Annotated in this window: 24 protein-coding genes; 15 read left to right on the top strand and 9 right to left on the bottom strand. The window is 39.4% G+C overall.

The genetic code is table 11. From position 1 onward, the window contains the following. The first annotated feature begins 15 nt into the window (after positions 1–15). Together AC1DSK_RS13740 and AC1DSK_RS13735 are read left to right on the top strand one after the other, a co-directional pair. Positions 16–219, top strand: coding sequence for a DUF3311 domain-containing protein (locus AC1DSK_RS13740; RefSeq protein ID WP_477548366.1), 204 nt, complete (start codon positions 16–18; stop codon positions 217–219). Then, a complete protein-coding gene (locus AC1DSK_RS13735; RefSeq protein WP_477548375.1) occupies positions 219–1,697 on the top strand; it encodes a sodium:solute symporter family protein in 1,479 nt (492 codons plus the stop codon). Before AC1DSK_RS13740 ends, AC1DSK_RS13735 begins: the two co-directional genes overlap by 1 nt. 165 nt (positions 1,698–1,862) lie before the next feature. Here AC1DSK_RS13735 and AC1DSK_RS13730 read toward each other — a convergent pair whose 3' ends face one another. Continuing rightward, positions 1,863–2,720, bottom strand: coding sequence for a hypothetical protein (locus AC1DSK_RS13730; RefSeq protein ID WP_477548365.1), 858 nt, complete (start codon positions 2,718–2,720; stop codon positions 1,863–1,865). A 199-nt stretch (positions 2,721–2,919) separates the two neighbouring features. Between AC1DSK_RS13730 and AC1DSK_RS13725 the strand changes: the two genes are divergently transcribed. Further along, on the top strand, positions 2,920–3,726 hold the full coding sequence (locus AC1DSK_RS13725) for an MBL fold metallo-hydrolase (RefSeq protein ID WP_477598292.1): 807 nt from the start codon (positions 2,920–2,922) through the stop codon (positions 3,724–3,726). A gap of 112 nt (positions 3,727–3,838) precedes the next feature. Here AC1DSK_RS13725 and AC1DSK_RS13720 read toward each other — a convergent pair whose 3' ends face one another. The 3 genes from AC1DSK_RS13720 to AC1DSK_RS13710 form a co-directional block, all read right to left on the bottom strand. Further along, positions 3,839–4,726, bottom strand: coding sequence for a glycerophosphodiester phosphodiesterase family protein (locus tag AC1DSK_RS13720; protein ID WP_477548363.1), 888 nt, complete (start codon positions 4,724–4,726; stop codon positions 3,839–3,841). Positions 4,727–4,920: 194 nt separating this feature from the next. Continuing rightward, entirely contained in the window at positions 4,921–5,904 is a 984-nt protein-coding gene (gene guaC, locus AC1DSK_RS13715) for a GMP reductase (protein ID WP_477548362.1), read from the bottom strand. Positions 5,905–6,052: 148 nt separating this feature from the next. Further along, positions 6,053–6,241: a hypothetical protein gene (locus AC1DSK_RS13710; protein WP_477548361.1), complete on the bottom strand. Its 189-nt coding sequence runs from the start codon at positions 6,239–6,241 to the stop codon at positions 6,053–6,055. Between the two features lie 226 nt (positions 6,242–6,467). On the opposite strand from AC1DSK_RS13710, the gene AC1DSK_RS13705 reads away from it, so the two are divergent. The 5 genes from AC1DSK_RS13705 to AC1DSK_RS13685 all read left to right on the top strand — a co-directional run bounded on the left by AC1DSK_RS13705 (position 6,468) and on the right by AC1DSK_RS13685 (position 10,463). Continuing rightward, entirely contained in the window at positions 6,468–6,881 is a 414-nt protein-coding gene (locus AC1DSK_RS13705) for a hypothetical protein (RefSeq protein WP_477548360.1), read from the top strand. Between the two features lie 396 nt (positions 6,882–7,277). Then, on the top strand, positions 7,278–8,180 hold the full coding sequence (locus tag AC1DSK_RS13700; protein WP_342542392.1) for an ABC transporter ATP-binding protein: 903 nt from the start codon (positions 7,278–7,280) through the stop codon (positions 8,178–8,180). After that, positions 8,181–8,918, top strand: a complete 738-nt coding sequence (locus AC1DSK_RS13695) for an ABC transporter permease (protein WP_477548359.1) — start codon at positions 8,181–8,183, stop codon at positions 8,916–8,918. 197 nt (positions 8,919–9,115) lie between these two features. Next, complete coding sequence (locus AC1DSK_RS13690) at positions 9,116–9,463, top strand: PadR family transcriptional regulator (RefSeq protein ID WP_477548358.1); 348 nt, start codon at positions 9,116–9,118, stop codon at positions 9,461–9,463. Then, a complete protein-coding gene (locus AC1DSK_RS13685; RefSeq protein ID WP_477548357.1) occupies positions 9,450–10,463 on the top strand; it encodes an HAAS signaling domain-containing protein in 1,014 nt (337 codons plus the stop codon). Before AC1DSK_RS13690 ends, AC1DSK_RS13685 begins: the two co-directional genes overlap by 14 nt. 237 nt (positions 10,464–10,700) lie before the next feature. Here AC1DSK_RS13685 and AC1DSK_RS13680 read toward each other — a convergent pair whose 3' ends face one another. Then, the gene (locus tag AC1DSK_RS13680) at positions 10,701–11,246 is read right to left on the bottom strand and encodes a hypothetical protein (RefSeq protein WP_477548356.1); all 546 of its coding nucleotides are present in this window, start codon (positions 11,244–11,246) and stop codon (positions 10,701–10,703) included. 121 nt (positions 11,247–11,367) lie between these two features. On the opposite strand from AC1DSK_RS13680, the gene AC1DSK_RS13675 reads away from it, so the two are divergent. The 7 genes from AC1DSK_RS13675 (at position 11,368) to dnaN (ending at position 21,367) form a co-directional block, all read left to right on the top strand. After that, entirely contained in the window at positions 11,368–11,973 is a 606-nt protein-coding gene (locus tag AC1DSK_RS13675; RefSeq protein ID WP_477548355.1) for a TetR/AcrR family transcriptional regulator, read from the top strand. 199 nt (positions 11,974–12,172) lie between these two features. Further along, positions 12,173–12,706 (top strand): sigma-70 family RNA polymerase sigma factor, encoded by a 534-nt coding sequence (locus tag AC1DSK_RS13670; RefSeq protein ID WP_477548354.1) that lies wholly within the window; start codon positions 12,173–12,175, stop codon positions 12,704–12,706. Then, a complete protein-coding gene (locus AC1DSK_RS13665; RefSeq protein WP_477548353.1) occupies positions 12,690–13,853 on the top strand; it encodes a hypothetical protein in 1,164 nt (387 codons plus the stop codon). The genes AC1DSK_RS13670 and AC1DSK_RS13665 overlap by 17 nt, the downstream gene beginning before the upstream one ends. Positions 13,854–14,704: 851 nt before the next feature. Continuing rightward, the gene (locus AC1DSK_RS13660) at positions 14,705–18,532 is read left to right on the top strand and encodes an AAA domain-containing protein (RefSeq protein WP_477548352.1); all 3,828 of its coding nucleotides are present in this window, start codon (positions 14,705–14,707) and stop codon (positions 18,530–18,532) included. A gap of 4 nt (positions 18,533–18,536) precedes the next feature. Further along, on the top strand, positions 18,537–19,325 hold the full coding sequence (locus AC1DSK_RS13655; protein WP_477548351.1) for a hypothetical protein: 789 nt from the start codon (positions 18,537–18,539) through the stop codon (positions 19,323–19,325). 215 nt (positions 19,326–19,540) lie between these two features. Then, a complete protein-coding gene (locus AC1DSK_RS13650) occupies positions 19,541–19,993 on the top strand; it encodes an HIT family protein (protein WP_477548350.1) in 453 nt (150 codons plus the stop codon). 237 nt (positions 19,994–20,230) lie between these two features. Next, positions 20,231–21,367, top strand: coding sequence for a DNA polymerase III subunit beta (gene dnaN, locus AC1DSK_RS13645; protein ID WP_477548349.1), 1,137 nt, complete (start codon positions 20,231–20,233; stop codon positions 21,365–21,367). Between the two features lie 475 nt (positions 21,368–21,842). On the opposite strand, the gene AC1DSK_RS13640 is transcribed toward dnaN, so the two are convergent. The 4 genes from AC1DSK_RS13640 to AC1DSK_RS13625 all read right to left on the bottom strand — a co-directional run bounded on the left by AC1DSK_RS13640 (position 21,843) and on the right by AC1DSK_RS13625 (position 24,089). Further along, entirely contained in the window at positions 21,843–22,103 is a 261-nt protein-coding gene (locus AC1DSK_RS13640) for a helix-turn-helix domain-containing protein (RefSeq protein WP_016428615.1), read from the bottom strand. Beyond that, positions 22,100–22,720 carry a sigma-70 family RNA polymerase sigma factor gene (locus AC1DSK_RS13635; RefSeq protein ID WP_477548348.1) on the bottom strand — a complete coding sequence of 207 codons (621 nt, stop codon included), beginning with the start codon at positions 22,718–22,720 and terminating at the stop codon, positions 22,100–22,102. Before AC1DSK_RS13635 ends, AC1DSK_RS13640 begins: the two co-directional genes overlap by 4 nt. Positions 22,721–22,793: 73 nt before the next feature. Continuing rightward, positions 22,794–22,952: a YvrJ family protein gene (locus AC1DSK_RS13630; RefSeq protein ID WP_016428613.1), complete on the bottom strand. Its 159-nt coding sequence runs from the start codon at positions 22,950–22,952 to the stop codon at positions 22,794–22,796. A gap of 174 nt (positions 22,953–23,126) precedes the next feature. Then, positions 23,127–24,089: a S8 family peptidase gene (locus tag AC1DSK_RS13625; protein ID WP_477548347.1), complete on the bottom strand. Its 963-nt coding sequence runs from the start codon at positions 24,087–24,089 to the stop codon at positions 23,127–23,129. Positions 24,090–24,127: the final 38 nt, after the last annotated feature.

Here is a 24,127-nt window from a genome sequence, read left to right as displayed (position 1 = left end):
CCTAGGAGGATACAGATGAGCAAAAAATTGATTATTGTAATTCTAACTATTTTACCGTTTGTCCTTATGCTTGGCGCAATTCCTTTTGTTAATCGAATTGAACCGATTATCTTGGGATTGCCATTTCTTCATTTTTGGTTATTTTTAGGGATGATTCTTACTCCATTATGTACGTATGTCATTTATCGCATACAGAAGTCAGAAGGGAGTATTGAATGATGCAGGGGAATTTAACAGCGTTATTAATTACTAGTTTCATAGTATTATCGGTGGTTTTAATTGGATTTATCGCTGGACGAAATAAATCAAGCCGGAGTTCGGTAGAAGAGTGGTCTGTTGGTGGAAGACGTTTTGGTCCATTGCTCGTATGGCTCTTAGTCGGAGCAGACTTATATACAGCATACACATTCTTAGGTTTGACGAGTACTGCATTCGCAGCTGGGAGTATTGCGTTCTTCGCGATTCCATATACGATAATTGCGTTCTTCGTTTCTTATTTCTATCTTCCGAAGTTATGGGAAGTTTCTAAGAAGCATAAATTAACGACCCTTGCTGACTATGCAAAAGGTCGCTTCGATAGCAAATTTTTATCGCTGTTGATTGCGGTTGTCGGTGTTTTGATGCTCATTCCATACATAGATCTACAGTTGGCAGGTATTCAAGATACTTTAACGGTTGCGGGTACAGGTTTTATTAATATAAAAGTTGTTGTTATTATTTCATTCCTGTTAGTAGCACTGTATACATTCTTCAGTGGAATAAAAGGACCAGCTTATACCGCGGTCATTAAAGACATTTTAGTATGGGTCATTATGTTATTCCTGGTTGTGTCAATTCCAATCATTCACTTTGGAAGTTGGGGTTCGATGATTGACAAAATCGTCACAGACTCTCCAGAGTTGTTAACCATACCGACTACAGGACCAAAAGGAATTCCGTGGTTCTTGACTGCTTCATTGGTTTCAGGCTTGGCACTATTCATGTGGGCACACGCGGTAACAGGTGTATTCACCGCGAAAAATGCAGATGTACTTCGTAAAAATGCCATCTATTTACCGTTTTATAATATCGTCTTAATTCTTGTTGTTTTCCTTGGCTTTGCAGCTTACCTTGTACTGCCAGAAGGAAGCGATCCACGTTTTGCATTGTTGAATTTAATTCAAGTGTCTTACGGTGGGGTAGTACAAGGGCTGGCTTATTCAACAATCGCACTGGCGTCATTGATTCCATGTTCAATCATGGCAATCGGAGCTTCGAATTTATTTGCGAATAATATTTACCGTGATTTTATTAATCCAAATGTCAAACCAGCAAAATTGACGATGATTACTCGTTCGATGGTATTTGTCGTTATAGGACTAGCATTAATTTTCGGTATGCTTTTCCCGACAGCACTTGTGTCACTTCAACTTCTAGGGGTATCTGGAATGGTTCAAATCTTCCCAGCCATCGTCTTTAGTTTATTCTGGAGAAACCAGACAAGAGAAGCAACAATCATCGGTTTACTTGTAGGGCTTGGTGTAACTTTTGCTGTGTATTCTACAGGAAATTCATTCGGGATTTATGAAGGGTTCTGGGGGCTTCTTGCTAACATCTTGGCATTGGTTCTTTTGAATCCTATCTTTGTGAAAAAGGCACAAAACAAATCGAACCCTATTATGGATCAACTATTTACCGAAAAACTTAATAGCAAGTGAAAAAAGGAGTGGCTGAATCTTTCTTCAGCCGCTCCTTTTTAATGGGTTTATTAATTCTTAAAGAATATGAAGGATGGGTGTGAATGTTTTCACTTTAACTTACGCAGTAAATTAGTTGAAAATCCACATCATTCTTTTTTTCTTACAGATATTTCTGCACTAATTTCAGTCGGCCGACTTGAATTTTTCAGGTAGCTTATTCACGACTTCCCCTGTATCAGTAAACCGTCCCTTTAGCGTGTTATCTTTAACAATCTTAACGATAATCGCATTTGCCGTTTTTGAAGTGCCATCGTCCAGAGTGCTCGTTATGGTTTCTTCTGCGATAAACTCTATTTCGGAATCATTAATCGTTTCTTCATGGATGAGTAATTCCTCTTTTGACAAGTCTAGAGGTTCTTTGTCTACATCTACCCATTCGTAACCGCCATCAATTAACCACTGCCCATTTTCGTTCACTGCTGTTATATAGACATTTCCATGCCATTGGAAAAAGTCATTCAATTGGAAGGTTTTCACCTTTATGAATTGTGGAGTATTTTCAATAACTTCCATCCGTGCATCCAAAGAAACTTCAGGGAAGAACCCATCTTCTCCACTTGAATAATACCAATACTGAAGCTCTTCCGGCAATTCCTTGTTAAGCATTTCGCTTGATACCAATTCCTTTATACTTTCCGGTAAGTTTTCTTGAAGTTTAGCTGCCATCACTTCTGATTGGGTTCTTTCTTCATCAGAAAATGTCATCTTGCTATTCGTCTCTTTAACAATGTCTTCTATCTTTTGAAACTTATCCATGACCACTCTTATTTCAGCATCACTTAACACTTCTGGCTCTTCGTTCACAACAGGAACTGTCTCGCCATCATCCTTCTCAGATTGTGAATCTGAATCCTCAGGAACAACTTCTTGAACATCATCTTCGCTACTTTGTTGCGAAGATGTATCGTCTACCTCGGAACAAGCAGCAACGAAAAAAAGAATTAACAATAAAAATAAGGGGTTTAACATATTCTTATACATCCAATTCCTCCAATAATTACAAATTTTAGGCACTTAATGCATTGTAGCTGAAATGAGGTGAAAAATCTGTCACTTCTTTATCATTTATGGAATGTGAAGAGTAATTCATTCATCATAACAGGAGAAATTGAAGTGAATAGTCATTCATTTTATGCTAAAGTCATCTAAACAGAGAGGTTTTTCAAGAGGAGTGGGATGAATGATTTTCAAGAAAAAGGTGGAGCTGTCCGAAGTAAGTGGAGTTCAAATGGTCAATGGCAATGTGGCATTTCAAGGCGTAAACCTAAATGTGTACTGTTTTGTGTCGGACGGCGTATTAATAGATACTGGTGCAAAGTCACTCGAAAAAGAATTTCAACTATTTTTTGACCAACACGAAATCAATCAGGTCATGATTACCCACCATCATGAAGATCACACAGGTGGGGCGGCTTATCTACAACAGTTAGGAAAACCAATTTATATGCATGAACGATATATAGAAGACTGTCAGTCAAAAGCGAACTATCCTTTATATAGGAAGTTGTTCTGGGGGAAACGAGGACCATTCAATGCTGAGCCGATAAAGAGCACTTTCTCAAGCAGAGGGGCAAAATGGGAGACTATTCACACCCCTGGTCATTCGCAGGATCATATGTCCTTTCTGAATAAAGAAACGGGCCAACTATTCACCGGAGACTTATATTGTCAGGAACGGACAAAAGTAGTTCTTCGAGACGAAAGCATTCCTACCCTAATCAACTCCCTGCAACGAGCCCTTACTTACGATTTCAATGAAGTATATTGCAATCATGCAGGGTACTTACAGAACGGCAGAGACAATCTTAATCGCAAACTCGAATACCTACTGGAGCTTCAAAGCAAAATCATTGTGCTCCACGACAAAGGCCTGCCACCTAAACAAATCAATAAAATCCTCTTCCCCAAAAAATATCCCATTGTACGCTTCTCAATGGGGGAATGGGATTCGTTACACATGGTGACCTCGGTTATTAAAGAAGGATAGGCTAATTAGAGAATTCATTCTTAACAAACGCAGTATTTTAGTTTAAGAAGGTATATACGAAATGAGTGAAAAATAAGCTTTAACCATTAAGCATCAGTTTGGCGGTATTGTTCTATTTATTCTCCAATTTGTTCGTCTCACTTCTAACCCAATTTGCTACATCGGGTCTGTCCGTAAAAAATCCGTTTACGCCTAGATTAATTAGAAAACGCATCGTTTCTGCATCATTGACCGTGTAAGGATGAACAATCAAGTTTTTGCTGTGCATCAAATCGATGAATTTCTTAGACACGGCAACTGAATTTACACCAACTCCCGATGCATACTGTGTGAGTTCTTTCAGTTGTTTCTTGGGAATATGCGCTTCTTCCTCGAATGTATAAAGTTTGATTAAGGGAATGGAAGGCTCCATAGCGAATATGTTTTTTAAGGTTTTTGCGTCAAATGACTGAATGATTACTTTTGGAATGATGTCGCCCCTATTTAGGAGGTTATGTTCACTTAATTGTTTCAACAGCTCCTCTTCGATTCCTGGATACGTTTTGGGTGATTTTATTTCAATGTAATAATTGACGGTATCACCGAAATGAAGGAGAATCTCCTCCAAATCAACAATTCGCAAATCATCATAATGCGGTAGGGTGTACTCAAGATGGTTTTTCTCGAACGCTTTTTCAGGAGAATGGAGTTGGATTTCATCAAACGTGACATCTGTTACCGCTTGCTGGGCGTTATGAAAAGTGACAACCCGATCATGCATCGCAACTAATTTTCCGTCTTTCGTCATTTGAAGATCAATTTCAATGTAGTCCGCACCCATCTGTATGGCCATTTCGTATGAAGAAAGTGTGTGCTCTGCAGCGTAGGCAGATGCACCGCGATGGGCAATGATTAGAAAATCATTCTTGGGAAGAGTCGTACGCTCAGTTGGCGGTTCACTAGGTGGTTGCGTACATCCATATGTGAAAAGCATGACAATAAGGAGCAACATTTTTTTCATGGATTCCAACCTCCGCACAAAATATAAAAGAGTCCTAAAGGATATGGCGGTGATTAGGAAAACATTCGATAATGGTCTTATTTACTTGAATTTTTTAGAGAAAACGGGCGGCTGAAGTACAATCTTCAGCCGCCCGTTTTAATATGAATATGCCAATCATTTTACTGGAAATTCATCAGAAATTCAGCGTAATCTTAATACACTTTGTCACCGTTAAAAATAGAATTCTTGACGATTACATAATCCACGTTGCGGATGGCTTCTAATTTGTTTCCTCCCGAATAGGATATAGCGGATTGAAGATCTTGTTCCATTTCTTTCAACGTATCTACCAAAGAACCTTTATGCTCAACAATCATTTTCTTGCCTTCAACATTCTTCTTTTCGCCTTTTTGGAATTCCGAAGCGGAACCAAAATATTCTTTAAATAGCTTGCCATCTTTTTCAACTGTTTTTCCTGGAGATTCATCATGACCGGCAAATAATGAACCAATCATGACCATGGAAGCACCAAATCTGACTGATTTCGCAATATCGCCATGTGTACGAATGCCTCCGTCAGCAATAATCGGCTTGCTTGCAGCCTTGGCACACCAACGAAGTGCAGCCAATTGCCAACCACCCGTGCCAAACCCAGTTTTAATCTTGGTGATACAGACTTTTCCTGGTCCAATGCCCACTTTCGTCGCATCCGCGCCGGCATTCTCCAATTCTCTAACTGCTTCCGGGGTTCCAACATTTCCAGCAATAACAAAACTCTGAGGAAGGTATTTCTTTATATGCTGAATCATCTCAATCACAGCATTAGAATGCCCATGAGCAATATCAATCGTGATGTATTCCGGTGTAAGTTGCTCATCAGCCAATTGTTGGATGAAATGATATTCTTCTTCTTTGACTCCAACACTAATTGATGCGATTAATTCACGGGAATGCATATCTTTGATAAAGTCTACTCGCTTCTCAGGTTGAAAACGATGCATTACATAGAAGTAACCATTTTCAGCTAAGTGAATCGCGATCTTTTCGTCAATAATCGTCTGCATATTTGCAGGTACCACAGGCAACTTGAAAGTATGTTCGCCCAAAGCGACCGTTGTATCACATTCTGACCGGCTATTAACTACACATTTTGCCGGAATCAATTGAATATCTTCATAATCAAACACATTTTCCATAATAAGCACCCCTAAACACGAATATTAAAGTTAAGTTAATTGTAATTGTTCGTCCATAGGGTAACTTATAACAAATTAACTTGTATGTCAAAGTTTTTATCAAGATAATGAAAGAAGTAGTGCAATTTCCGCATGCGTATCTAAGCTTCTAGCAATTTTCACAATATTCGTCTTTGCTATTTCTTCGATTGCTGAACGTTTTCTTGAACAGTTCCAACAGACTCAAACTTTCTTTTGTCTGCTCTCCCTGTAGGAAATAAGACTGCATTTCAATTTGACGATCTATCTCCATTCTTTTCGCTTCCATCATTTGTTGCAATTCATAATGATTAATCATGTACTCACCTTCTCTTTTTAATTTTTGCGTATGATCAATTCATTACATGTCATTCTAATGAAAACATGGTTTCAATTTTGACCACATTCAATATGTATATGCCATAAATAATCAAATGATACAAAAAATAAAAAAAAAATTGGTAAAAATTGAACAGATGAAAGCCGTTACTTTTTGTGTTCCCAGACGTCTGTTATATAATGCACCGTAAAAAAGGAGTGAGAAGATGAAGAAATTGTTAGTTGTAATCCTGATTTTAGGACTAGCAGGCTATGGACTTTATTATTTCGGAACCAATGTCGCTTCAGAAAAAGTGGTTGATTCCGTTTCAACGGAACTCGAGGCTAGTGGCCAAATGAATGAAGTGAAATCTTATATAGAAAATGACCCTGAACTGATGGAAATGATGAAGGAAGCCGAGTCGGCAGATGAAAGTACATTGCCTTTTACTACTAAAGGAGAAGCCACACGCGTCCTGGTCAAAAAGGTTGGTGTCACCAAGCTTCAAGATTTACAAGCAAAAGTGAAAAATGGATCTGCATCTAAAGAAGAAGTAATGCAGGCCCTCAATGAGGACTTAACGGAAGAAGAAATGTTGGCGTTGCAAGTCATTGCTTATAAAGAGATCTATAAGAAGTAATTGATCATGGTCAGTCCAATGTGGATTGGCCATTTTTTTGTGTATAGGACCAACTCATGCAACCAGAGTCACGATGGACTACACATTAATTAAGAATAGAGAAGGCGTGGCGCACGATAACTTAGCGAAACTTTATATTAGTTATTGTAAAAAAGAGGGATTTCTGTAACTCTTAACGAAAACAAAATGTACACTAGTGCAATTGTTTACATGCATGAAGGAATTTATAACAAGTCATTGATAATGGACGTTCAACTAGTGGGATTCATTTTGCCATCGAGATGGAAGGGATGTAACAAAGGGGAGAGCCAAATGCGAGTATCTCATGACATAATCGACTGGATATGAACGTAAATTTCAAAGAGAAAAAGCATTATGCTAATGGGGGTTACAGGATTGGGGAAAGTTGTTGAAATTATAGGACTCACAAAAACATTTAAAGACAATAAAGCGGTGGACGATGTTTCATTTTCGGTCGAGAAAGGAGAGGTCGTTGCGATTCTAGGTCCGAATGGGGCTGGCAAGAGCACGACCATCCTCATGATGCTTGGCCTATTGCATCCGACAAGTGGCGAATCCAAGCTGTTCCAATCAAATGCGAAAGAAGTAAAGGTTCGGGAAAGAATAGGCGTGATGCTGCAGGAAGTCAGTTTGATGGATGGACTAAAGGTGAAGGAAATCATCCGTCTGTTTAGAAGTTACTACCCTGAACCACTGTCGCTCGATCAGCTAATCGGCTTAACGGGATTGAACGAAGAAGAATTGAACAAACGAACTGAAAAGCTATCGGGTGGCCAAAAACGTAGAGTCGGCTTTGCTTTAGCACTTGCGGGTAATCCGGATCTTTTGTTTTTTGATGAGCCGACGGTCGGAATGGATATAGCAGCCCGTAAAGTTTTTTGGGATACCGTGAGAACACTGGCCGACCAAGGAAAGACGATTCTATTTTCCACGCATTACTTGCAAGAAGCGGACGATATAGCTGACCGAATCATTTTATTCCATAAAGGAAAAATAGTTGCGGACGGAAGCCCTGAAAAAATCAAAGGCAATCTTTTGACTCAGTCTATTTCATTCATTGCCTCAAAAGTGGAATCTGAAATGCTTTTCCTTCAAGAGCCATATGTGTCAAAAGTCCTTGAAAAAAATGGACGGATTCATGTGTTCACCAGTAACACGGATGCGGTCTTACATAAAATTTTTGAATCTAAATTTGAAGTAAGTGATATTGCGGTTGAAAAAGGACGTCTTGAGGAAGCATTTGAACAATTGACAATTGAACCGCAGGAGGTCATCTAAATGAATATGTTCCTAAATCAATGCAAAATTGAAGGTTTACGGATTTTCCGTAACCCATATTATCTTTTCTGGTCACTTTTTATGCCAATTGTGTTTTATGTGATCTTTACAAAAATCATGAATACGGATGTTCCTGACAGAGAACTATGGAATGCACACTTCCTGATGTCCATTACGACGTTCAGTGTAATGGGAAGTGCAATCATGACGTTGGGCATACGGATGGTACAGGAACAATCACAGGGCTGGACAACATTCATGAAAGTGACGCCGCTCTCTGGAATGGTCTATTTCCTGTCAAAAATGCTGGGGCAAACGATGATTCATATGTTGTCAATTGTTGTGCTTTTCGTTGCAGGGGTTTTGATTAATGGGGTATCTTTGCCTGCGACGGACTGGATAATGAGTGGATTGTGGATTTTAGTAGGTTCTATTCCTTTCCTTGGTATTGGTGTCCTGGTTGGGACGATGAAGAAGGTAGAAACAGCTAGTGGGGTCAGTAACATGGTTTATATGCTTCTGGCAATAACAGGTGGTATGTGGATGCCAATGGAAGTGTTGCCGAAAACAATCCAAACATTGGGGTCTTGGTTGCCCGCATACAATTACGGCAACGGGGCATGGGAAATCATTCGTGGAAATGTACCTGAAGTGAAAAACATAGCCATTTTGGCATTTTATCTAGTGTTGTTTATGTGTCTGTCCCTGTATATTCGTAAAAAACAGCAAGCGGTGTAAGAAATCTGCGATAAAGATTAAGTTACCGTGATTCATTTTTTCTTTCAGCTACAATAAGAGACTTTCAATTAATAATTAATTGAAAGTCTTTTTTCTTTTTCATAAGCCTTCATTTTTATTTACTATTCAGAATACAATAATGTATGATGTACAGTATGAAGGTGTGTGACATACAGTATAGAGAAAGAGGTGAAATAATGAATCAACTTTTGGGTTCTTTGACGACTGAATTGCGCAGGGGGACGTTAACTTTGGCGGTATTGAGTCAATTGAGAACTCCACAGTACGGCTATTCACTCGTCCAAAGATTGGAAAAGAACGGCATCAAAATTGATCAAAGTACACTTTATCCATTATTGAGGCGTTTAGAAAAACAAGAGCTCGTGACCAGTACATGGGAGACAACAGAGAGCAGGCCGCGCCGATATTACGTATTGAGCGCGTTCGGTGTAGAAGTTTTTGAACAGCTAAAAGAAGAATGGGAAAAAACATCACAAGAACTGTACGGATTATTGAAAGGAGACGAACAAGATGAAGTGGATTGATTTGTACATCCATGAAGTTACAAGAAGGTTACCTGAAAACACAAGGGAAGACATTGCTTTAGAATTGCGTTCTACCATAGAAGACATGCTACCCGATGAACCGACCGAAGCTCAAGTGAAGGCAGTGCTCGCCGAGCTGGGTAATCCGGCAGTGATGGCACGCAATTATTTGGATCGGCCAGTGCATCTGATCGGCCCGAAGTATTTCGATATATATATCAATCTTTTGAAACTTATCCTACCAATCGCATTGACAATCACACTGATTGCTTCGGTGGCGGATGCACTTGTTTCGGCTAAAGGGGATGAAGAAATCATAACCGTCATTCTCAATGTTTTCGGAATAGCCATTTGGAAATTGTTGAGCACTGCCATGCAAACAGCGTTTTGGTTAACTTTGGTCTTTGCTGTCATTGAATGGACGGAAAAATCGAGAGACCAGGTACCATTAACTATGAGAATGAAGAAATGGACTCCGGAAGATTTAAAGAACGTAAATCCAATTCCAAAGAAAAAAGCCATTCAAAAATGTATGATTTTAGGCAGTCTAATATGGACAGCTACCTGGGCAGCTATTTACTTCAACGCTGCTAAACTGGTAGGAATCTATGAGAATGGAGGGAACGGAATCGAATTTCAATTCCCCATTTTTAATCAGGAAATACTGAATTCTTATTGGCTGCTAGTAGTCCTTGTAATTGTATTGGAGGTAGCTCTGGCATTGTATAAAGGTTTTGTCGGACAATGGACGATGAAGGTTGCAAGTCTGAATACCATTACACACCTCATTACTTTGGTGGTTTTAGCTACAATCATTGGAAACGATTCGATTTTGAGTGGGCAGTTCGTTGTCTATTTGCAACAACTGAAGATTGATTCCAACCTTTATGATTGGGCATATCAAAGCATCATCATCGTGTGTGTAGTGTTTGCTGCCATTGATATTTTTGAGGGATACCGAAAAGCAAAAATTTCACTACCGGGTACATTTAAACAATAAAGCTTGGCTTTTAGTAGGTTGAACATAACTTAATTGGCCATAACATGCGGAACGAAAAGCGTCCATTTGGGTGTTACAAAAAAATGAGAAACTATAAAATATGCAGGCGTTAAAATTCATTTCTTATATCCAATATCAAGCAACTTAAAAGAGACTTTCAATTTATGGAGTCTCTTTTAATTATGGCTGAATTTCACTTGATAAAGCTGTTCCTTGTTTTTATCAATACTTGCAGAGTTAGGCTGAATGCCTCGCTGGGCGTGGCCAGATAAAGTAGCTCAAGGTGATGAGTAAATCAATGCCGAGTACAATCGCCCATACGCGAAGAATTTGTTGAAAAGCTTCCGTTCTGTCGGCATTGCCCACCCATATTGTCAAACCGAGTAATAACCCAGCACCGATTAAAAAGGCGAAGAGATGCCTAATCCAATTGAGGAAATCTTGTTTAGCAAAAGCCATCCCCGATTTTTTTGCTGGCTTTTTCTTGCTTTTTAGGATATAAAAACAAAACTGATCATCAGCCCAGCAAATCATCGATTTACCGTAAGCCACGGAAACCCCGATGTAGATAGCAGCAATTCCATGTGCCATTGTGGCAGTCGAACCTCTGTACAAGTCGAATCCCGTTAATACAAGCAAAGCCAAATCCACCAATGGTGTCATTGCTAAAAGTATAAACCCAAGTTTTTCTCTTTTTCCTATATAGCGAACAACAAGCCCACTGACGATAAATAACCAAAATAAAATTTCACAGATGACAATGGCCCAAGCAATTCCATTCATGTGCACACCTCCATGTTTTATTTAGTACGTTCGTATTAATTAAAATATACCATCAAGTTTTATTTAATACAAGTGTTCTAAAAAGATTGTCTGACTGTACATTAGTCGCTATAATAAACCTATGCCAAAACAAGTGAATCACGAAGAACGAAGACAAATTATTGCAGAAGCCACGTGGGAAATGATTATGAAGAAAGGGATTGAAGGAACAACTGTCCGGGCGATTGCCGATGAAGCAAATCTATCATTAGGATCTTTGCGCCATTATTTTTCTTCTCAAGAAGAGCTGTTGAGCTATTCGATGGAGTTGGTGAAAGAAAGAGTGACGGAACGGATTGAGAAAAAGTTTGCACAGGACATACCAATGGATGAGTTGCTTGTTCATTTCTCTTTGGAAATTATTCCTTTGGATGACCAGTCCCGTCTCGAAATGACAGTTTGGTTCCACTTCATGGCCAATGTCCAATTCCGTCATAAATTCGAGGGAGATGATGGGATTTTGCAGGCGCTACAGCAACTCCTTTCTGTACTGGAAGCCCACGGAAGATTGAAACCAGGAATTGAACTTCAGGAAGAAATCGAAACACTGTATGCATTGGTGGATGGACTCGCCATCCATTGCTTGTTTGCACCTGTGCGCCTGACGAGAGAACGTATCGTTCCTATTATTGTTAAGCACGTTAATCTCCTACTTCTTAATCCATTAAATAGTTCTATATTTTTATGAATTGAACTGAAAAAGAAGCACCTCCAATCGACTGTCAATCCGATTAGGGGTGCTTTTCTATTAATAACAGGGATGGTATCAAGAAGAAAAAATTCTTGGATACGTATATCCATCCAAAATGCAAAAGAATTTTCAAAAAAATGAAACCGACATTCGTTTTGCTTTGTCTAACAGGTAAGAAAGAAAGGAGGGGAAGGATTTGGATAAGCAAGAAAGAGACAGATTACTGACCGCAGCAATGAATGAATATGGACATTATTTAATCCGCCTCACCTATGCCTTTGTAAAAGATCAGACAAAAGCAGAAGATATTGTCCAAGAAGTATTTATCCGCTATTACATACACCTTACAGACTTTGAGGGACGCTCCAGTGTCAAAACATATTTATATAGCATAACAGTCAACGAATGTCATAACTACTTTAAAAGCTGGACTTACCGAAAGACAGAACTGACCAATCTAGCGGGGGCTTTGCTTGTAAATAAACAAACTCCGGAAGACACGTTGTTAAAGAAAGAAAGCATCCATTATGTAGCACAATTGATTGAAAAACTTCCCCTTAAAAATAAAGAAGTATTGTGGCTTCATTACTATGCCGAACTTTCGGTCAAAGAAATCGCAGAAGTGTTGAAGTGTTCCCCAAACACAGTAAAAACTAGATTGGCCCGAGGCCGGGAAAAAGCGAGATTAACGATGAGCGAGGAGGAGATTGAACATGCAAGAGAACATTAAACGTCAATTGGACGCTACTATACCAGAACAACTTACGTTATCCGAAGAGCACAAACGTAAAATTTTGATGGAAGCGAACCAACGAATGTCTCGACCGAACATTTTCAATCAGCGGCTTTTGAAACCCCTCGTTGGCGTGGCAATTATTGGCTTGTCCTGTTTTCTTGCATTCCCGTATATACAAGAATGGTCTGAGGAAAAAGCGTTGCATTCATCTGAACATGATTTGTTAACAGAAGTCACCTTTCCCGAAGTGGATTATGATTCTTTGATTAATGCCCAATACGTGGATGTCACAAATGAAATGATATACACCGATCAGGAAGCCATTTATTCCTATTCAATTGCGGAAAAGACAAAAAAGGTATTAGTGGAACCAAAGGAAGACGCCCGTATTTTTGAACTGGCCGTCAATGCTAAATGGCTCGTTTGGGAAGAGATTAGCTCAAGGAAACTATTTATTTTAAATCGTAATAGTGAGGAAATGACGGAAATTCCAAACATGGCAATCAGTGATTTACAAATTGAGGATGATACGTTGACGTATATGTTCTTGGGTAATGAAAACCACAATTTTAGAGGTTATGTTGCAATGGATTTGCAGACTAGACAAACGAAAGAGATCCAGGAACTGGTAAACGGATCAAATAGTAAAGCGGCTATTAATGATGGCTTGATTGTAATTCCTGAAAGACAGCAATTCGGTGAAGATGGCATGGTGACATTCTATGTACACGATGTGCATGGTTCATCCGAAGTAAAGGAATATACGGTGCCTTATGAAATGGCAGTAAACGTTACTCTGACCAATGAAAAAATATTTGCGCAGCTCCAAAACGAAGGCGAAGGGGCAGTCCTGGGCTATATCGATTTGAAAGATGGTGGCAAATTTAAAGAAATAGATGCACCCACATTTGATGCTTACGCAGTGTACGGTGAATATGTTGCTTTAAGTGTTCCAGTAAAGGATACAAATACAGTGAAATTGTTTAAATTAAAAGATGATGGCGTTGTAGCACTTTCGACTTTCAATCAACTACAAGAACGACTCGTCAAACCACGATTCACGAAAGATGGCACACTTGTTGTAAATGGGGAAGGTGCGAAACGGTCGATGTACCTTCACAAAGTGAATGAATCTAAATAGGTAATCTAGTGTAGTGAGCCCACTCATAGTGTGCTCACTATTTTTTGCATTTTAAAAGAAATCCTATCATAAGCAGAGAATGACTTTAGACGACCAACCAAATGATAGTCAAGAAGTAGAATATGGAACTAATTTACGTGGAAGTACCTCTTGATAAAAGGAAAAATAAAAAGTGAAATTGAATAATCAAGGAGCTTGTTTCATCCCCCTATCAGTTTGTTGTCAAAAGTGTTTTGATAAATATGGATGTATGTAAAGACATCGGTTTTTCTTTTTCATAAAGAATGTAGATCTTCACAGATTTGTCATTTGAAATTGTAGGATAAAGCATAGTAATGTTGGTACTTTTAATACCTTTTGTTTGCTTTATATACAGGGCGGGGACCGTCACGTAGACTCCTGTGGGAATAGCTTGAGCTGAAGACCCCGGAGGAACGAAGTGACGAGCAGTCAGAAGCCAAGCCCACGGAAAGCGAAGTGACGGTACCTGCCCGATTTTGTCTACAGCCCCTTTATGAAAAAGGTTAGATGGAGTAATAGCCGATTTCGTTGGAATTTTTCATGATTTCGTTGGACAAATCACGAGTTTAGTTGGAGTAGTAAAATTATGGAGACGCGCAAGGGGGCGTCACTAACAGAAAAGGCTTTTGGCTAGCCAAAAGCAGTAATAGGGGTTTATTCAAGAGAAAGAAAGTATCTGGTGGCTGAAATTACATCTTCAGCCACCTTTTTATTTGCTCGAAGACGGACAATTCTTTCTTTAACCGAATTGGATTCCGACGTCGATTTGAACATGGATTTCCGATACAATGAAAAGATGAGTTTTTAATGGGCAGGGGGTGAATGTACTGGTGAGTGTGATAGTAAGTGAAATAACACGGTGTAACTTAGCCGTGAGCAGCCGGTTTAAGAAAAATAAACCGAAAATGGCTGAAGAGATGATGAACTTGTTGAATGTATCTCCAGTTGTGGATGTTCATATGGAACGCCTTTCAGATGGACAGACGAATCAAAAACGCGTGTCTTTATATATAGAGTCAGAAGCCATTGAAGGTACGCCAGTCATGGAGTGCGAATGGATTGGTAACGGACTTGAGGTCGTTCATTTCTATATAACTAAAAAGCGTATTCAATTAGGAAATAACCGCCATTTGCAGATGAGGATGGCATTTGACCGTAAAGGTTTGGTGTCTACGGAAATGACGCTCGCTCTTTATAGAATTATTCAGTCTCTACCTATTGCTTCCGACCGATCGGAGTACGTAAAAAAGCGGATTTCAAGCTGGGAATCTTATTTACGGGTAATGGAGCGTAATGCAGATGTCGAAAGACTTGAAATTGGAATCCGTAATGCCCGATTAAGTCTGGATTTCCGTAAAGTCACGTTTGAGCTTCATAAGCTGCCGAATGGGTTTGATAAGTATTACAAAAAGTCGGCTGTTAAATTAGTCGAGACGAACCAAAGCCTTGGAAATGTTGTGCAGGTGCAAATGGGCAAACGAACCATTGATGTAGAACTTGCCAAGGATCTTCAGGAAAAAGCACGAACGGGAAAATGGCGAGTGCCGGCAAACGGAAAGCTTGCATTCGATAATGTAGCGGAAATGGCACAAATTAATCGTTTGAAAGATGGGTTCAAGCGTCTGGAAAATGGCTGGGCAGTTAATCCGAACCTGGAAAAGCTGTTATTCGAGAAACGTCCGACTGTGCGAAAAGGGAAGGTTCCGGAAGACTTAACCTTCAAGCAAAATCTGAATGAATTTCAACGACAGGCAGTAGAAGGCGCGATTGCCGCACAGGATCTGTATGTCATACAAGGGCCACCCGGAACAGGAAAGACCACGGTTATTTCTGAAATTTGCTATCAGCATGCGAAAATGGGTTTGAAAACGCTAGTAGCCTCACAATCGAATTTGGCGGTTGATAATGCACTGGGTAAATTACTGACGGATCAAGACATTCGAATTTTACGAATCGGTCGAAGTGAAAGCATAGAGGAAGAAGGGCAGCGTTTTGTTGAAGAACAAGTTGCCCTTTACTGGAAGCAACAGACGCTTTTGTCGATCCAGACGCATGTAAACCAGTTTGAAAAAGAGGGACAGGTTCTTCTTACTTCTATTAAAGAAACTGAAGCAACAGTCGACCGTCTGAAGAGTGAAATAGGGAATCTTGAAACGAAGAAAACGGAAAAGAATCAAGCCAAGGAAAATTTGAACAGACTTCAGCACGAACTGAAGTCAAGTCAGTCATACGTTCAAGAGTTGAAGCGAAAAAAAGATCAATTTGATTTTCAATTGATTATGAGTCAGGACATTTTTGAGGATGCAAAAAGCCGATATGAACGGTTGAATGACCAAGTATCTCTTTTTTCTGGCACTGGTGAATTTACTAAACTTCACATTAAACTCAATGATGAAATTCAAGTACTTCAAATACAGTTAGCATATTTACAAGCGGCAACATCTCTTCAACAGAAAAGAAATGAGCATCAGGAAAATGTGGACCAATTGAAGAAGGCCACTTCTCAGCAAGCGACTTTGGAACATATAGCGAAGCAAATCCCAAATGTTAAGAAAATCCCTGAATTACAAAAGTTGATGGGGCAGGAATTATGGGCTCGTTCTTCTGAAATCAACTCGATTCTTCATCATATGGACCAGTTGCGTATGAACTATCAAGCTTCGATTCAAACAGGGAATCATTCCGAAGTGGATGACACGTTGAATAAAGCCATTATTTATGCTGAACAGCAACTAAACGCGCATCAATACAATATGAAGATGCTCGCAAAAAAGATATCGATGATGCCTCATGTTGTTGGAGTGAAGCTTGAAGATCGGTATGTAAAAAAAGTGGTAGACGCATTTCGGGATTATGCCAAACAAATGAACGCATTCCGGGAGCCGTTAAATCAAACGGATCGACAAAAATTGTCGGCTATTTATGAACATATGATGGTCCTGAAAGCATCCAGAAAAGTTGGATTAACACGTAATGGTGCACAAGGAAATGAGCAAATAAAGAATGAAATTTTGACTTCATTTGAACAGCTGAAAGAAGTAGTTGGACAAACTCTTGTAACTCGTCTGCAGGAGTTAGCTGCAGAGACCACTTTATTGACTCCAAAGCTTTCTGCACTGATTGAAGAAATTGATTCTATTGAAAAAAATCTTTCCGGTATGCGTGAAACGGTACCCAATCAAGAAGTACTTGTTCCAATGGTCGAAATCGAAAAGGCTCTTGCGGAAAAAGAGGCAGAGCTTGAGCAGATGGGAACAGAAGAGAGTTATGTAGAAGGTTTGGTACAAGCAACCTCCGTGCAACAAGGGGTTATGCAAAAACGTGAAAACGAAATGAACCTAATCCAAGATACAATGGCAGATTTTGCACAGAAATTGGCTGATGAACAGTTCAAGCAAACGACTATTAATAAAGAAGTGACCGACCTTGAAGTAATTATCAGTATAGATGTAGATGCTTTATTGAACGAAGTGAATACGAACTACGAGAATACGTCAGCACAATTAATCGAATTAAAACGAAAAGAAACTTTCCTGAATGTTTCCAACGACATTCGTCTCGAGTGGCAGGATATGCTGGGACAATCAACTGCTTATGATATGGATGAAATCAAGAAATTGTATATCCAGTATGCGAATGTGATTGGTGTGACGTGTTCGATTTCAGCAAGTAAGGATTTTGTGAACCAGTATCCCGATTTTGATGTGGTCATTATTGATGAAGTATCAAAAGCAACACCACCTGAATTACTACTGCCAATGTTAAAAGGGAAGAAAATCATTTTGGTTGGCGACCATCATCAACTGCCTCCGTTGGTCGGTCAGGACACGATGGACGAAGTGCTCGAAGATATGACCGATGCACAAGAGAAAGCTGATTTGACATCGATTTTGAAAGAATCCATTTTTGAACGGTTGTTCAATGATTTGCCTGAAGACAGCAAGGCAACGCTTCGCATTCAATACCGAATGCATGAGCACATAATGGAAACAATCAACCCATTCTACCGTGAAAACAATTACGGGTTGGAATGCGGACTGGCTGATTCGAACAAAGATCGTGATCACTTGCTGAATGGCAAGCTGTTCAAACGTGGGCAGCATATCATTTGGTACGATATGCCGAATGAACAAGGATTTCTTGAGGAGCGGGAGCAGCATAGCCGTAGCTATTACAATGCAGCTGAGCTGAAACAAATCCGTGAATTATTACTGGATTTGGATCAGGCGACAGCTCACGCGAAAAAGGACGGCCGTCTGAATGCCAACGTGAAGAAGAAAGTAGGCGTCATAAGTTTTTACGGGGAACAAGTGAAAAAAGTGGATCGTCTTCTCAGCCAAGAACTCGACCTGCCTCACCTTCATTGCCGAACAGGAACGGTTGATAAATTCCAAGGAATGGAGATGGATGTTATCATTCTGAGCTTCGTGCGTAATCATCACCAGAAGGATGGGAACATTGGGTTCCTGAAGGATTACCGACGATTAAACGTGGCACTTTCTCGAGCACGTGAACTTCTTATGATTGTCGGCAGTGCGGACATGTTCACGAAAAAAGCCCACGGCGAATCCCAAAAGATTATGTTCCAACACGTATTGAATGTCGTAGAGAAATACGAGGGACTGAAACAATTGGAAACTAACGCAGGCAGGAAGTGATTTTATGAGCAAACAACTTGATACAGAAATGTCGAAAGTATCGACCGTGTTGCTGGAACAACGCCATCTTCGCTTGCTTGGAAGTGAGAGTTGGGGGTTTCCGCTTCAACTTGCGAACATTCAGATGACAACGGGTATCCGAAGTCAAATGGATGTCCTGATGAAAATGATCTTGAAGATTTTGGGGAAACTGGACGTCAAACACACTGAAGAAATCAGCGAATTGCTGGCGGTGGAAAACATTTTTGTGGATCATATGCTGAAGCTGATGATACAAAATCAGATGGTTAAGTTAAATGAAGGTTTCTATCGGCTGACCGACATTGGGATGGAACAACTGAAAGTAGGTACGTTCGTGCATGATTCCTTGGAGGAAGAGGTCGAAGTTGCATTCAGTCCCTATCATAACGATGCTCTCATTAGGGATACCAACCAAACGTCAGTAGAGGCAGAAGATCAACTTCCTGATTATCGTTTTGGTGAAGACAACAATCAATTAAATGTGAACGAACTGGAAGACTCACAAATTATACAAATCATCGAGGACTCAGGCTTCGAATTTATAGTGGAGAACGGTCAGAAACAGATTGAAGAGATTTGCTCAATTGAACTGCAAGACACATTACGAGTAGCTTGCTTCGAATTCCACATGCATGACACAACTGAAGATACTGTTTTTATTCGCGTCTGGAATACGTGGACGGGCCAATTCGATGTGCAATTTGAAACAGAACTTAACCAGAAGGAAGCAAGCCGTCTAAGAAAACACTACTTTGATCAGCCGACATCATAACCTTTAATATAAGCTCTGTTAAACTATATTGTTGATCTCAGTCCCAACGTACTTTCATGTTTCGAAGCTAGCGCAGCGATGCCGAAACAGAAACAGGAGCACCGGTTTTCCAAGCGCCGAGGAGTCTTTGCGCTCGCCCTAGGAAAGCGTAGCTGTTTTGCGGAATATTAACATCAACATTTGAATGTAGCTTTAATATAAATGAGGTGAGCTAAATGACAGTTAATCATAAGCTTGAAGGTATGGAATGTACGGGCTGCGCGTTGGCAAATAAAGATTTATCTGTTCACGTGGTTTATGAAGATGAGTTCGTTTGTTGCATTTTAGACCACGATCCATTTAACGAAGGACATACTTTAATCTTACCTAAGCAGCATTTTCGCTATGTTGATGAATTTGATTCAGAAACTGCAATTGCTGTAATGAAAGCATCTCAACTACTGTCAAAAGCCTTAAAAAATATATTTAATCCCAATGGAATAACGGTTTGTCAAAACGGTGGCACAATCGATGAATTATCGCATTACCACATGCACATTGTGCCAAGATATGAAAATCAATCATTCGCAAGTTTCTATACAGAAGAACCTTGGGACAATGAAGACCTTAAAGAAAAACTGCCTAGAACACGCAATGAATTAGCAAAGGTGATTAGTGAGTTATACTAACCACAAGCATACTAATTATTATCAGACCGCTGAATTTTAATCTTCAGCGGTCTTTAAATATTTGTCGTGGTTCGACATGAAGCGACAAAAAGATGAGTGGATAGCCTTTACAATATGAAAAGACAGATCAAATTGAAGAAGTAATTAAGTTACTCGGTTCAATCCAGTCAGTATTAATCGTCATCGTATTACTTTTTAATGTTCAATTTAAAAAATACATACAAGTGAGGTATCATAATGAAATTTGAAATCAAACGTGACCGATTATTAGATGGGTTAAATGATGTAATGAAGGCAGTAAGTTCTAGGACAACGATTCCCATTTTAACCGGGATTAAATTAGAACTTACAGAAGCAGGTTTACATATTACAGGTAGTGATTCCGATATCACGATTCAAACTTTTATAAAAGCCGAAGAAAATGGCGAACAGGTTATCAATATTTTTGAAAATGGAACTATTGTGTTACAAGCTAGAATGTTTAATGAGATTGTACGAAAACTGCCAACAAATGCTGTTGAAATTGAAGTCAATGAGCAAAATCGGACGCATATTCGTTCAGGTAGGTCAGAATTTCATTTAATCGGATTGGATGCTTCTGAATATCCCTTACTTCCAGAAATTCAAGATAATCGACAGTTTACCATTCCAGCAGATTTACTAAAATCCACTATTCGTGAAACAGTGTTTGCAGTCTCTGCATCAGAAAGCCGTCCAGTATTGACCGGTGTTCACTGGCAATTAAAAAGCGGAGTTCTTCAGTGTGTAGCGACGGATAGTCACCGTTTGGCACGGCGGAAAATGAACTTAAAGCAATTGCCCGAGGAAGAGTTCAGTGTAGTAATCCCTGGTAAAAGCTTAAGTGAATTAAATAAAGTCATTGCTGATTCTTCCCAGCCAGTACATATTATGATGACACAACAGCAAGTGTTGTTTAAAACAGAAGGTGTATTATTCTATTCGCGTTTGCTAGAAGGGAGTTATCCAGACACATCCCGATTGATTCCAAACGAATATAATACGACAATCTCGCTTGATGGAAAGGCTTTACTTCAAGCAATTGATCGTGCTTCGTTACTCGCACGTGAAGAACGTAATAATATTGTGCGATTAACTTCATTGGGTGGAAACGTCATTGAAATATCCTCCAGTTCACCAGAAGTGGGACAAGTAGAAGAAGAAATTCAGGCAACATCTATTGAAGGAGAAGAGCTGAAAATTTGCTTCAGTGCAAAATATATGATGGATGCGTTAAAAGCTTTTGGTGGCCACGATATAAAAGTTCAATTTACAGGAACCATGCGTCCATTTATCTTGAATTCTGTTCACGATGACGCAGTTCTGCAATTAATAGTACCTGTTCGAACGTATTAAATGACAAAAATTAAGAAACGAGTTGTGACCTAGTCGCAGCTCGTTTCTTCTATTTACTTACAGCTCATAATCAAATTTTTTCTTCTACCCGTGGGAATTTAGAAAATAAAAGTACCTTATATAAGTAGAAGGAGTGATGAATATGAAAGAAAATAGAGTATATCGGTGGAACATACACCGTAATTGAGCGTGGAAAGGCACGATACCAGCTCGTTCGAATTATCGGGGAGTATGAAATGAAGAAGAGGCTGAAAATGGTCAGAAACACTCTGCGAGTGGACGAAAACCTATCGCCAGTGGTCAAAGAAACACCATGAGTGGACGGAAATATATCCCGAATGGACGAAAACACACCATCTTAGGATGATCCCAGTACAAAAATTCACCAACTTCAGCAAAAGACCTCCGATCAACTTAGAAAGGAGGAGTTTTAGGAAATGGCTATGCTTTGTCGGTATCGCCAAAAACTAGCCAATTATTTTTGCTCATAGTATTGAGCATCTTGTCCTTCCAAGAGGTCGAGCATTTGAAAATAGCCGGGAATGTTATCGACTTCATAATTTCGGATGCATTCCAGCAATTTGATTTTCAGTTCTTGGGATAAGTCTTCCCTGTGTTGCCATTTTGTCTGATGTAAAGAGCGATCAATTTTAGGAGCAAACAAATCAATGACGATGGCCAGTGAATCGTTATCCGTTCTTGACTGCTTTACTAAAGTAAATAAACTTTCACTCATTCCTGCCCCTTCCTTCTCAGTTCGGTTTCTATTATTTCTCTAATCTTTCTTAATGCTTTTGTGTGGCTTTTGGAAACGGCTTGCTGGGATTTATTCAGGCTGCATGCGATTTCGGAATCGTTCAACCCATAAATGTAAGCCAAACTCAGTACTTGCTGCTGATTTTCTGTGAGTGATTGAATCGCATGAAAAATCTCATAGCTTGTCAAATGGTCCCCAATAGTGGATGAAGCAATGAAAATATCCGTATTTTCCATGTTTTCCGAAGAACTCAGTAAATCAAGGAATGTTAATTCACCATCTTCTTTTAAAGGTCTGTCCAAAACTAACTGGTACCGTTCGGAGATCAGTTTAATTTTCTTATCGTAATTGATTGCATTAAAATAAATGGTTTGTGATAAATAAGTGGTAAATCTGATGTTGAAGTAAAATTCCCTGAACGTATCATCTAATTTCTTCTTTAATTCGGCAGTGGGTTGATTCCTGACTTCTATCAACAATGCAATATGTTCTGGATTTTCCAAAAATGATTTGATGATAGGATTTTGACGGTGTTTCTCCAGTTTATCCCAGTAAGTCTCAACACTTTGATTATGATGATCGAATAACTCTTTCATCTTTATACCCCCCGCAAAGAACGCTAGTTCGGTTAAGCGGTTAAAAAAATTTAAAGAAACTTCAATTTCGTTGTTATAAATAATCTTTGATGTCTTCATTCAACTGAAAAATGACATCTTCCAATTTTTCAATTTTCTTCTCAAATCGATAGAAAAGATAAATAGTGATGGCAATCGGAAATCCAAAATTACCTATTACTGTCGTCCATAATGGAACATCTACTGTACTCATGAAATATCCCCGCCTTCTTTATTAGTATTTATTTGATAAAGAAGATAGATGCGACCATTTCACAACTCCTTGAAAAAGTTTATTGAAAAAATATGATATTTATGCATAGAACTAAGAAAGCAACGAAACAATCGCAAATACAGATGCCTTTTAATCAAAGGCACCTGCTATTTATTATATTGAAACAAGTGATTCTAATTTTTGTTGATCGAAAACTGTTTTAATATAATCTGGAAGTGTCAAATAAATTAAGCCATTTCCTTCAATATTGGGAGAGTTTCCAAGCGGTACCGTCCGTTTGATTAGTTGGGCATACAATTCGGGAACGGTCAGCTCTCTTTTAAACGATGAATTCGCCATTATCTTAATTAATGCCAAGGCACCCGTTACGTGTGGGGTCGCCATTGAAGTGCCGCTTAAAGTGGCATACGTTCCGTTTAAATATGTGGAAGTCACTTTTTCACCGGGTGCGACCAAATCAACTTCGTTATTGGAATTGGTAAATTCAGAGGACTCGCGCTCCATATTAACAGCCCCAACACTAATTACCTCGTTATAACAGGCAGGATATCCAAGTTCATCCGTTGAATCTTGGCCGTCGCCTGCATTACCCGCAGCACACACTACCAAAATCTTTTGATTGACCGCTTCGATAATAGCTTCGTGAAGTTCTTTCACATCTGATGGCCCACCTAAAGACATCGAGATAATATCCACTTTTTGTTCAATTGCATAATGGATGGCATTGATGATCCAATCATATTGACCAGAACCATTTTTTCCAAGAACCTTCAATATCAAGAGGCTTGCTTCCGGGGCAACACCAACGACACCTTGGTTATTGAGAGTTGCCGCAATCGTTCCGCACACATGGGTTCCATGACCATTATTATCCTCGAATTTCTCAGGGTCTTTTTTGTAATCATTCGTAAAATTGCGCCCCCCTATGATACGTTCCTTTAAATCAGGATGGTTCGTATCACAGCCTGTATCCAAAATTGCGACGGTAATGCCTTTTCCTTTTGTTTCTTTCCACATTTCAGGGGCTTGAATGATTTCGACCCCTTTTGGAATTTCGTTCACCATGTCCAGTTGCTCTACTACGCTGTACGGTATTAATTGTACTAATTTTTCCATGTTCCCCCTCCTCAAAGTATTAGTAAGCGAAATCTGGA

The organism is Paenisporosarcina sp. P4_B8, from assembly GCF_056402175.1.
This window is presented reverse-complemented; position numbering and strand designations above follow the sequence as displayed.

What these genes read in the sequence shown, in the direction of transcription:
- AC1DSK_RS13635 (WP_477548348.1), bottom strand. Translation starts at nt 22,720, where the DNA reads ATGAAAGAGTTATTCGATCATCATAATCAAAGTGTTGAGACTTACTGG.
- AC1DSK_RS13685 (WP_477548357.1), top strand. Translation starts at nt 9,450, where the DNA reads ATGAAGTGGATTGATTTGTACATCCATGAAGTTACAAGAAGGTTACCT.
- AC1DSK_RS13695 (WP_477548359.1), top strand. Translation starts at nt 8,181, where the DNA reads ATGAATATGTTCCTAAATCAATGCAAAATTGAAGGTTTACGGATTTTC.
- AC1DSK_RS13740 (WP_477548366.1), top strand. Translation starts at nt 16, where the DNA reads ATGAGCAAAAAATTGATTATTGTAATTCTAACTATTTTACCGTTTGTC.
- AC1DSK_RS13640 (WP_016428615.1), bottom strand. Translation starts at nt 22,103, where the DNA reads ATGAGTGAAAGTTTATTTACTTTAGTAAAGCAGTCAAGAACGGATAAC.
- AC1DSK_RS13665 (WP_477548353.1), top strand. Translation starts at nt 12,690, where the DNA reads ATGCAAGAGAACATTAAACGTCAATTGGACGCTACTATACCAGAACAA.
- dnaN (WP_477548349.1), top strand. Translation starts at nt 20,231, where the DNA reads ATGAAATTTGAAATCAAACGTGACCGATTATTAGATGGGTTAAATGAT.
- AC1DSK_RS13630 (WP_016428613.1), bottom strand. Translation starts at nt 22,952, where the DNA reads ATGAGTACAGTAGATGTTCCATTATGGACGACAGTAATAGGTAATTTT.
- AC1DSK_RS13680 (WP_477548356.1), bottom strand. Translation starts at nt 11,246, where the DNA reads ATGAATGGAATTGCTTGGGCCATTGTCATCTGTGAAATTTTATTTTGG.
- guaC (WP_477548362.1), bottom strand. Translation starts at nt 5,904, where the DNA reads ATGGAAAATGTGTTTGATTATGAAGATATTCAATTGATTCCGGCAAAA.
- AC1DSK_RS13710 (WP_477548361.1), bottom strand. Translation starts at nt 6,241, where the DNA reads ATGATTAATCATTATGAATTGCAACAAATGATGGAAGCGAAAAGAATG.
- AC1DSK_RS13655 (WP_477548351.1), top strand. Translation starts at nt 18,537, where the DNA reads ATGAGCAAACAACTTGATACAGAAATGTCGAAAGTATCGACCGTGTTG.
- AC1DSK_RS13650 (WP_477548350.1), top strand. Translation starts at nt 19,541, where the DNA reads ATGACAGTTAATCATAAGCTTGAAGGTATGGAATGTACGGGCTGCGCG.
- AC1DSK_RS13725 (WP_477598292.1), top strand. Translation starts at nt 2,920, where the DNA reads ATGATTTTCAAGAAAAAGGTGGAGCTGTCCGAAGTAAGTGGAGTTCAA.
- AC1DSK_RS13705 (WP_477548360.1), top strand. Translation starts at nt 6,468, where the DNA reads ATGAAGAAATTGTTAGTTGTAATCCTGATTTTAGGACTAGCAGGCTAT.
- AC1DSK_RS13720 (WP_477548363.1), bottom strand. Translation starts at nt 4,726, where the DNA reads ATGAAAAAAATGTTGCTCCTTATTGTCATGCTTTTCACATATGGATGT.
- AC1DSK_RS13730 (WP_477548365.1), bottom strand. Translation starts at nt 2,720, where the DNA reads ATGTATAAGAATATGTTAAACCCCTTATTTTTATTGTTAATTCTTTTT.
- AC1DSK_RS13690 (WP_477548358.1), top strand. Translation starts at nt 9,116, where the DNA reads ATGAATCAACTTTTGGGTTCTTTGACGACTGAATTGCGCAGGGGGACG.
- AC1DSK_RS13735 (WP_477548375.1), top strand. Translation starts at nt 219, where the DNA reads ATGCAGGGGAATTTAACAGCGTTATTAATTACTAGTTTCATAGTATTA.
- AC1DSK_RS13625 (WP_477548347.1), bottom strand. Translation starts at nt 24,089, where the DNA reads ATGGAAAAATTAGTACAATTAATACCGTACAGCGTAGTAGAGCAACTG.
- AC1DSK_RS13675 (WP_477548355.1), top strand. Translation starts at nt 11,368, where the DNA reads ATGCCAAAACAAGTGAATCACGAAGAACGAAGACAAATTATTGCAGAA.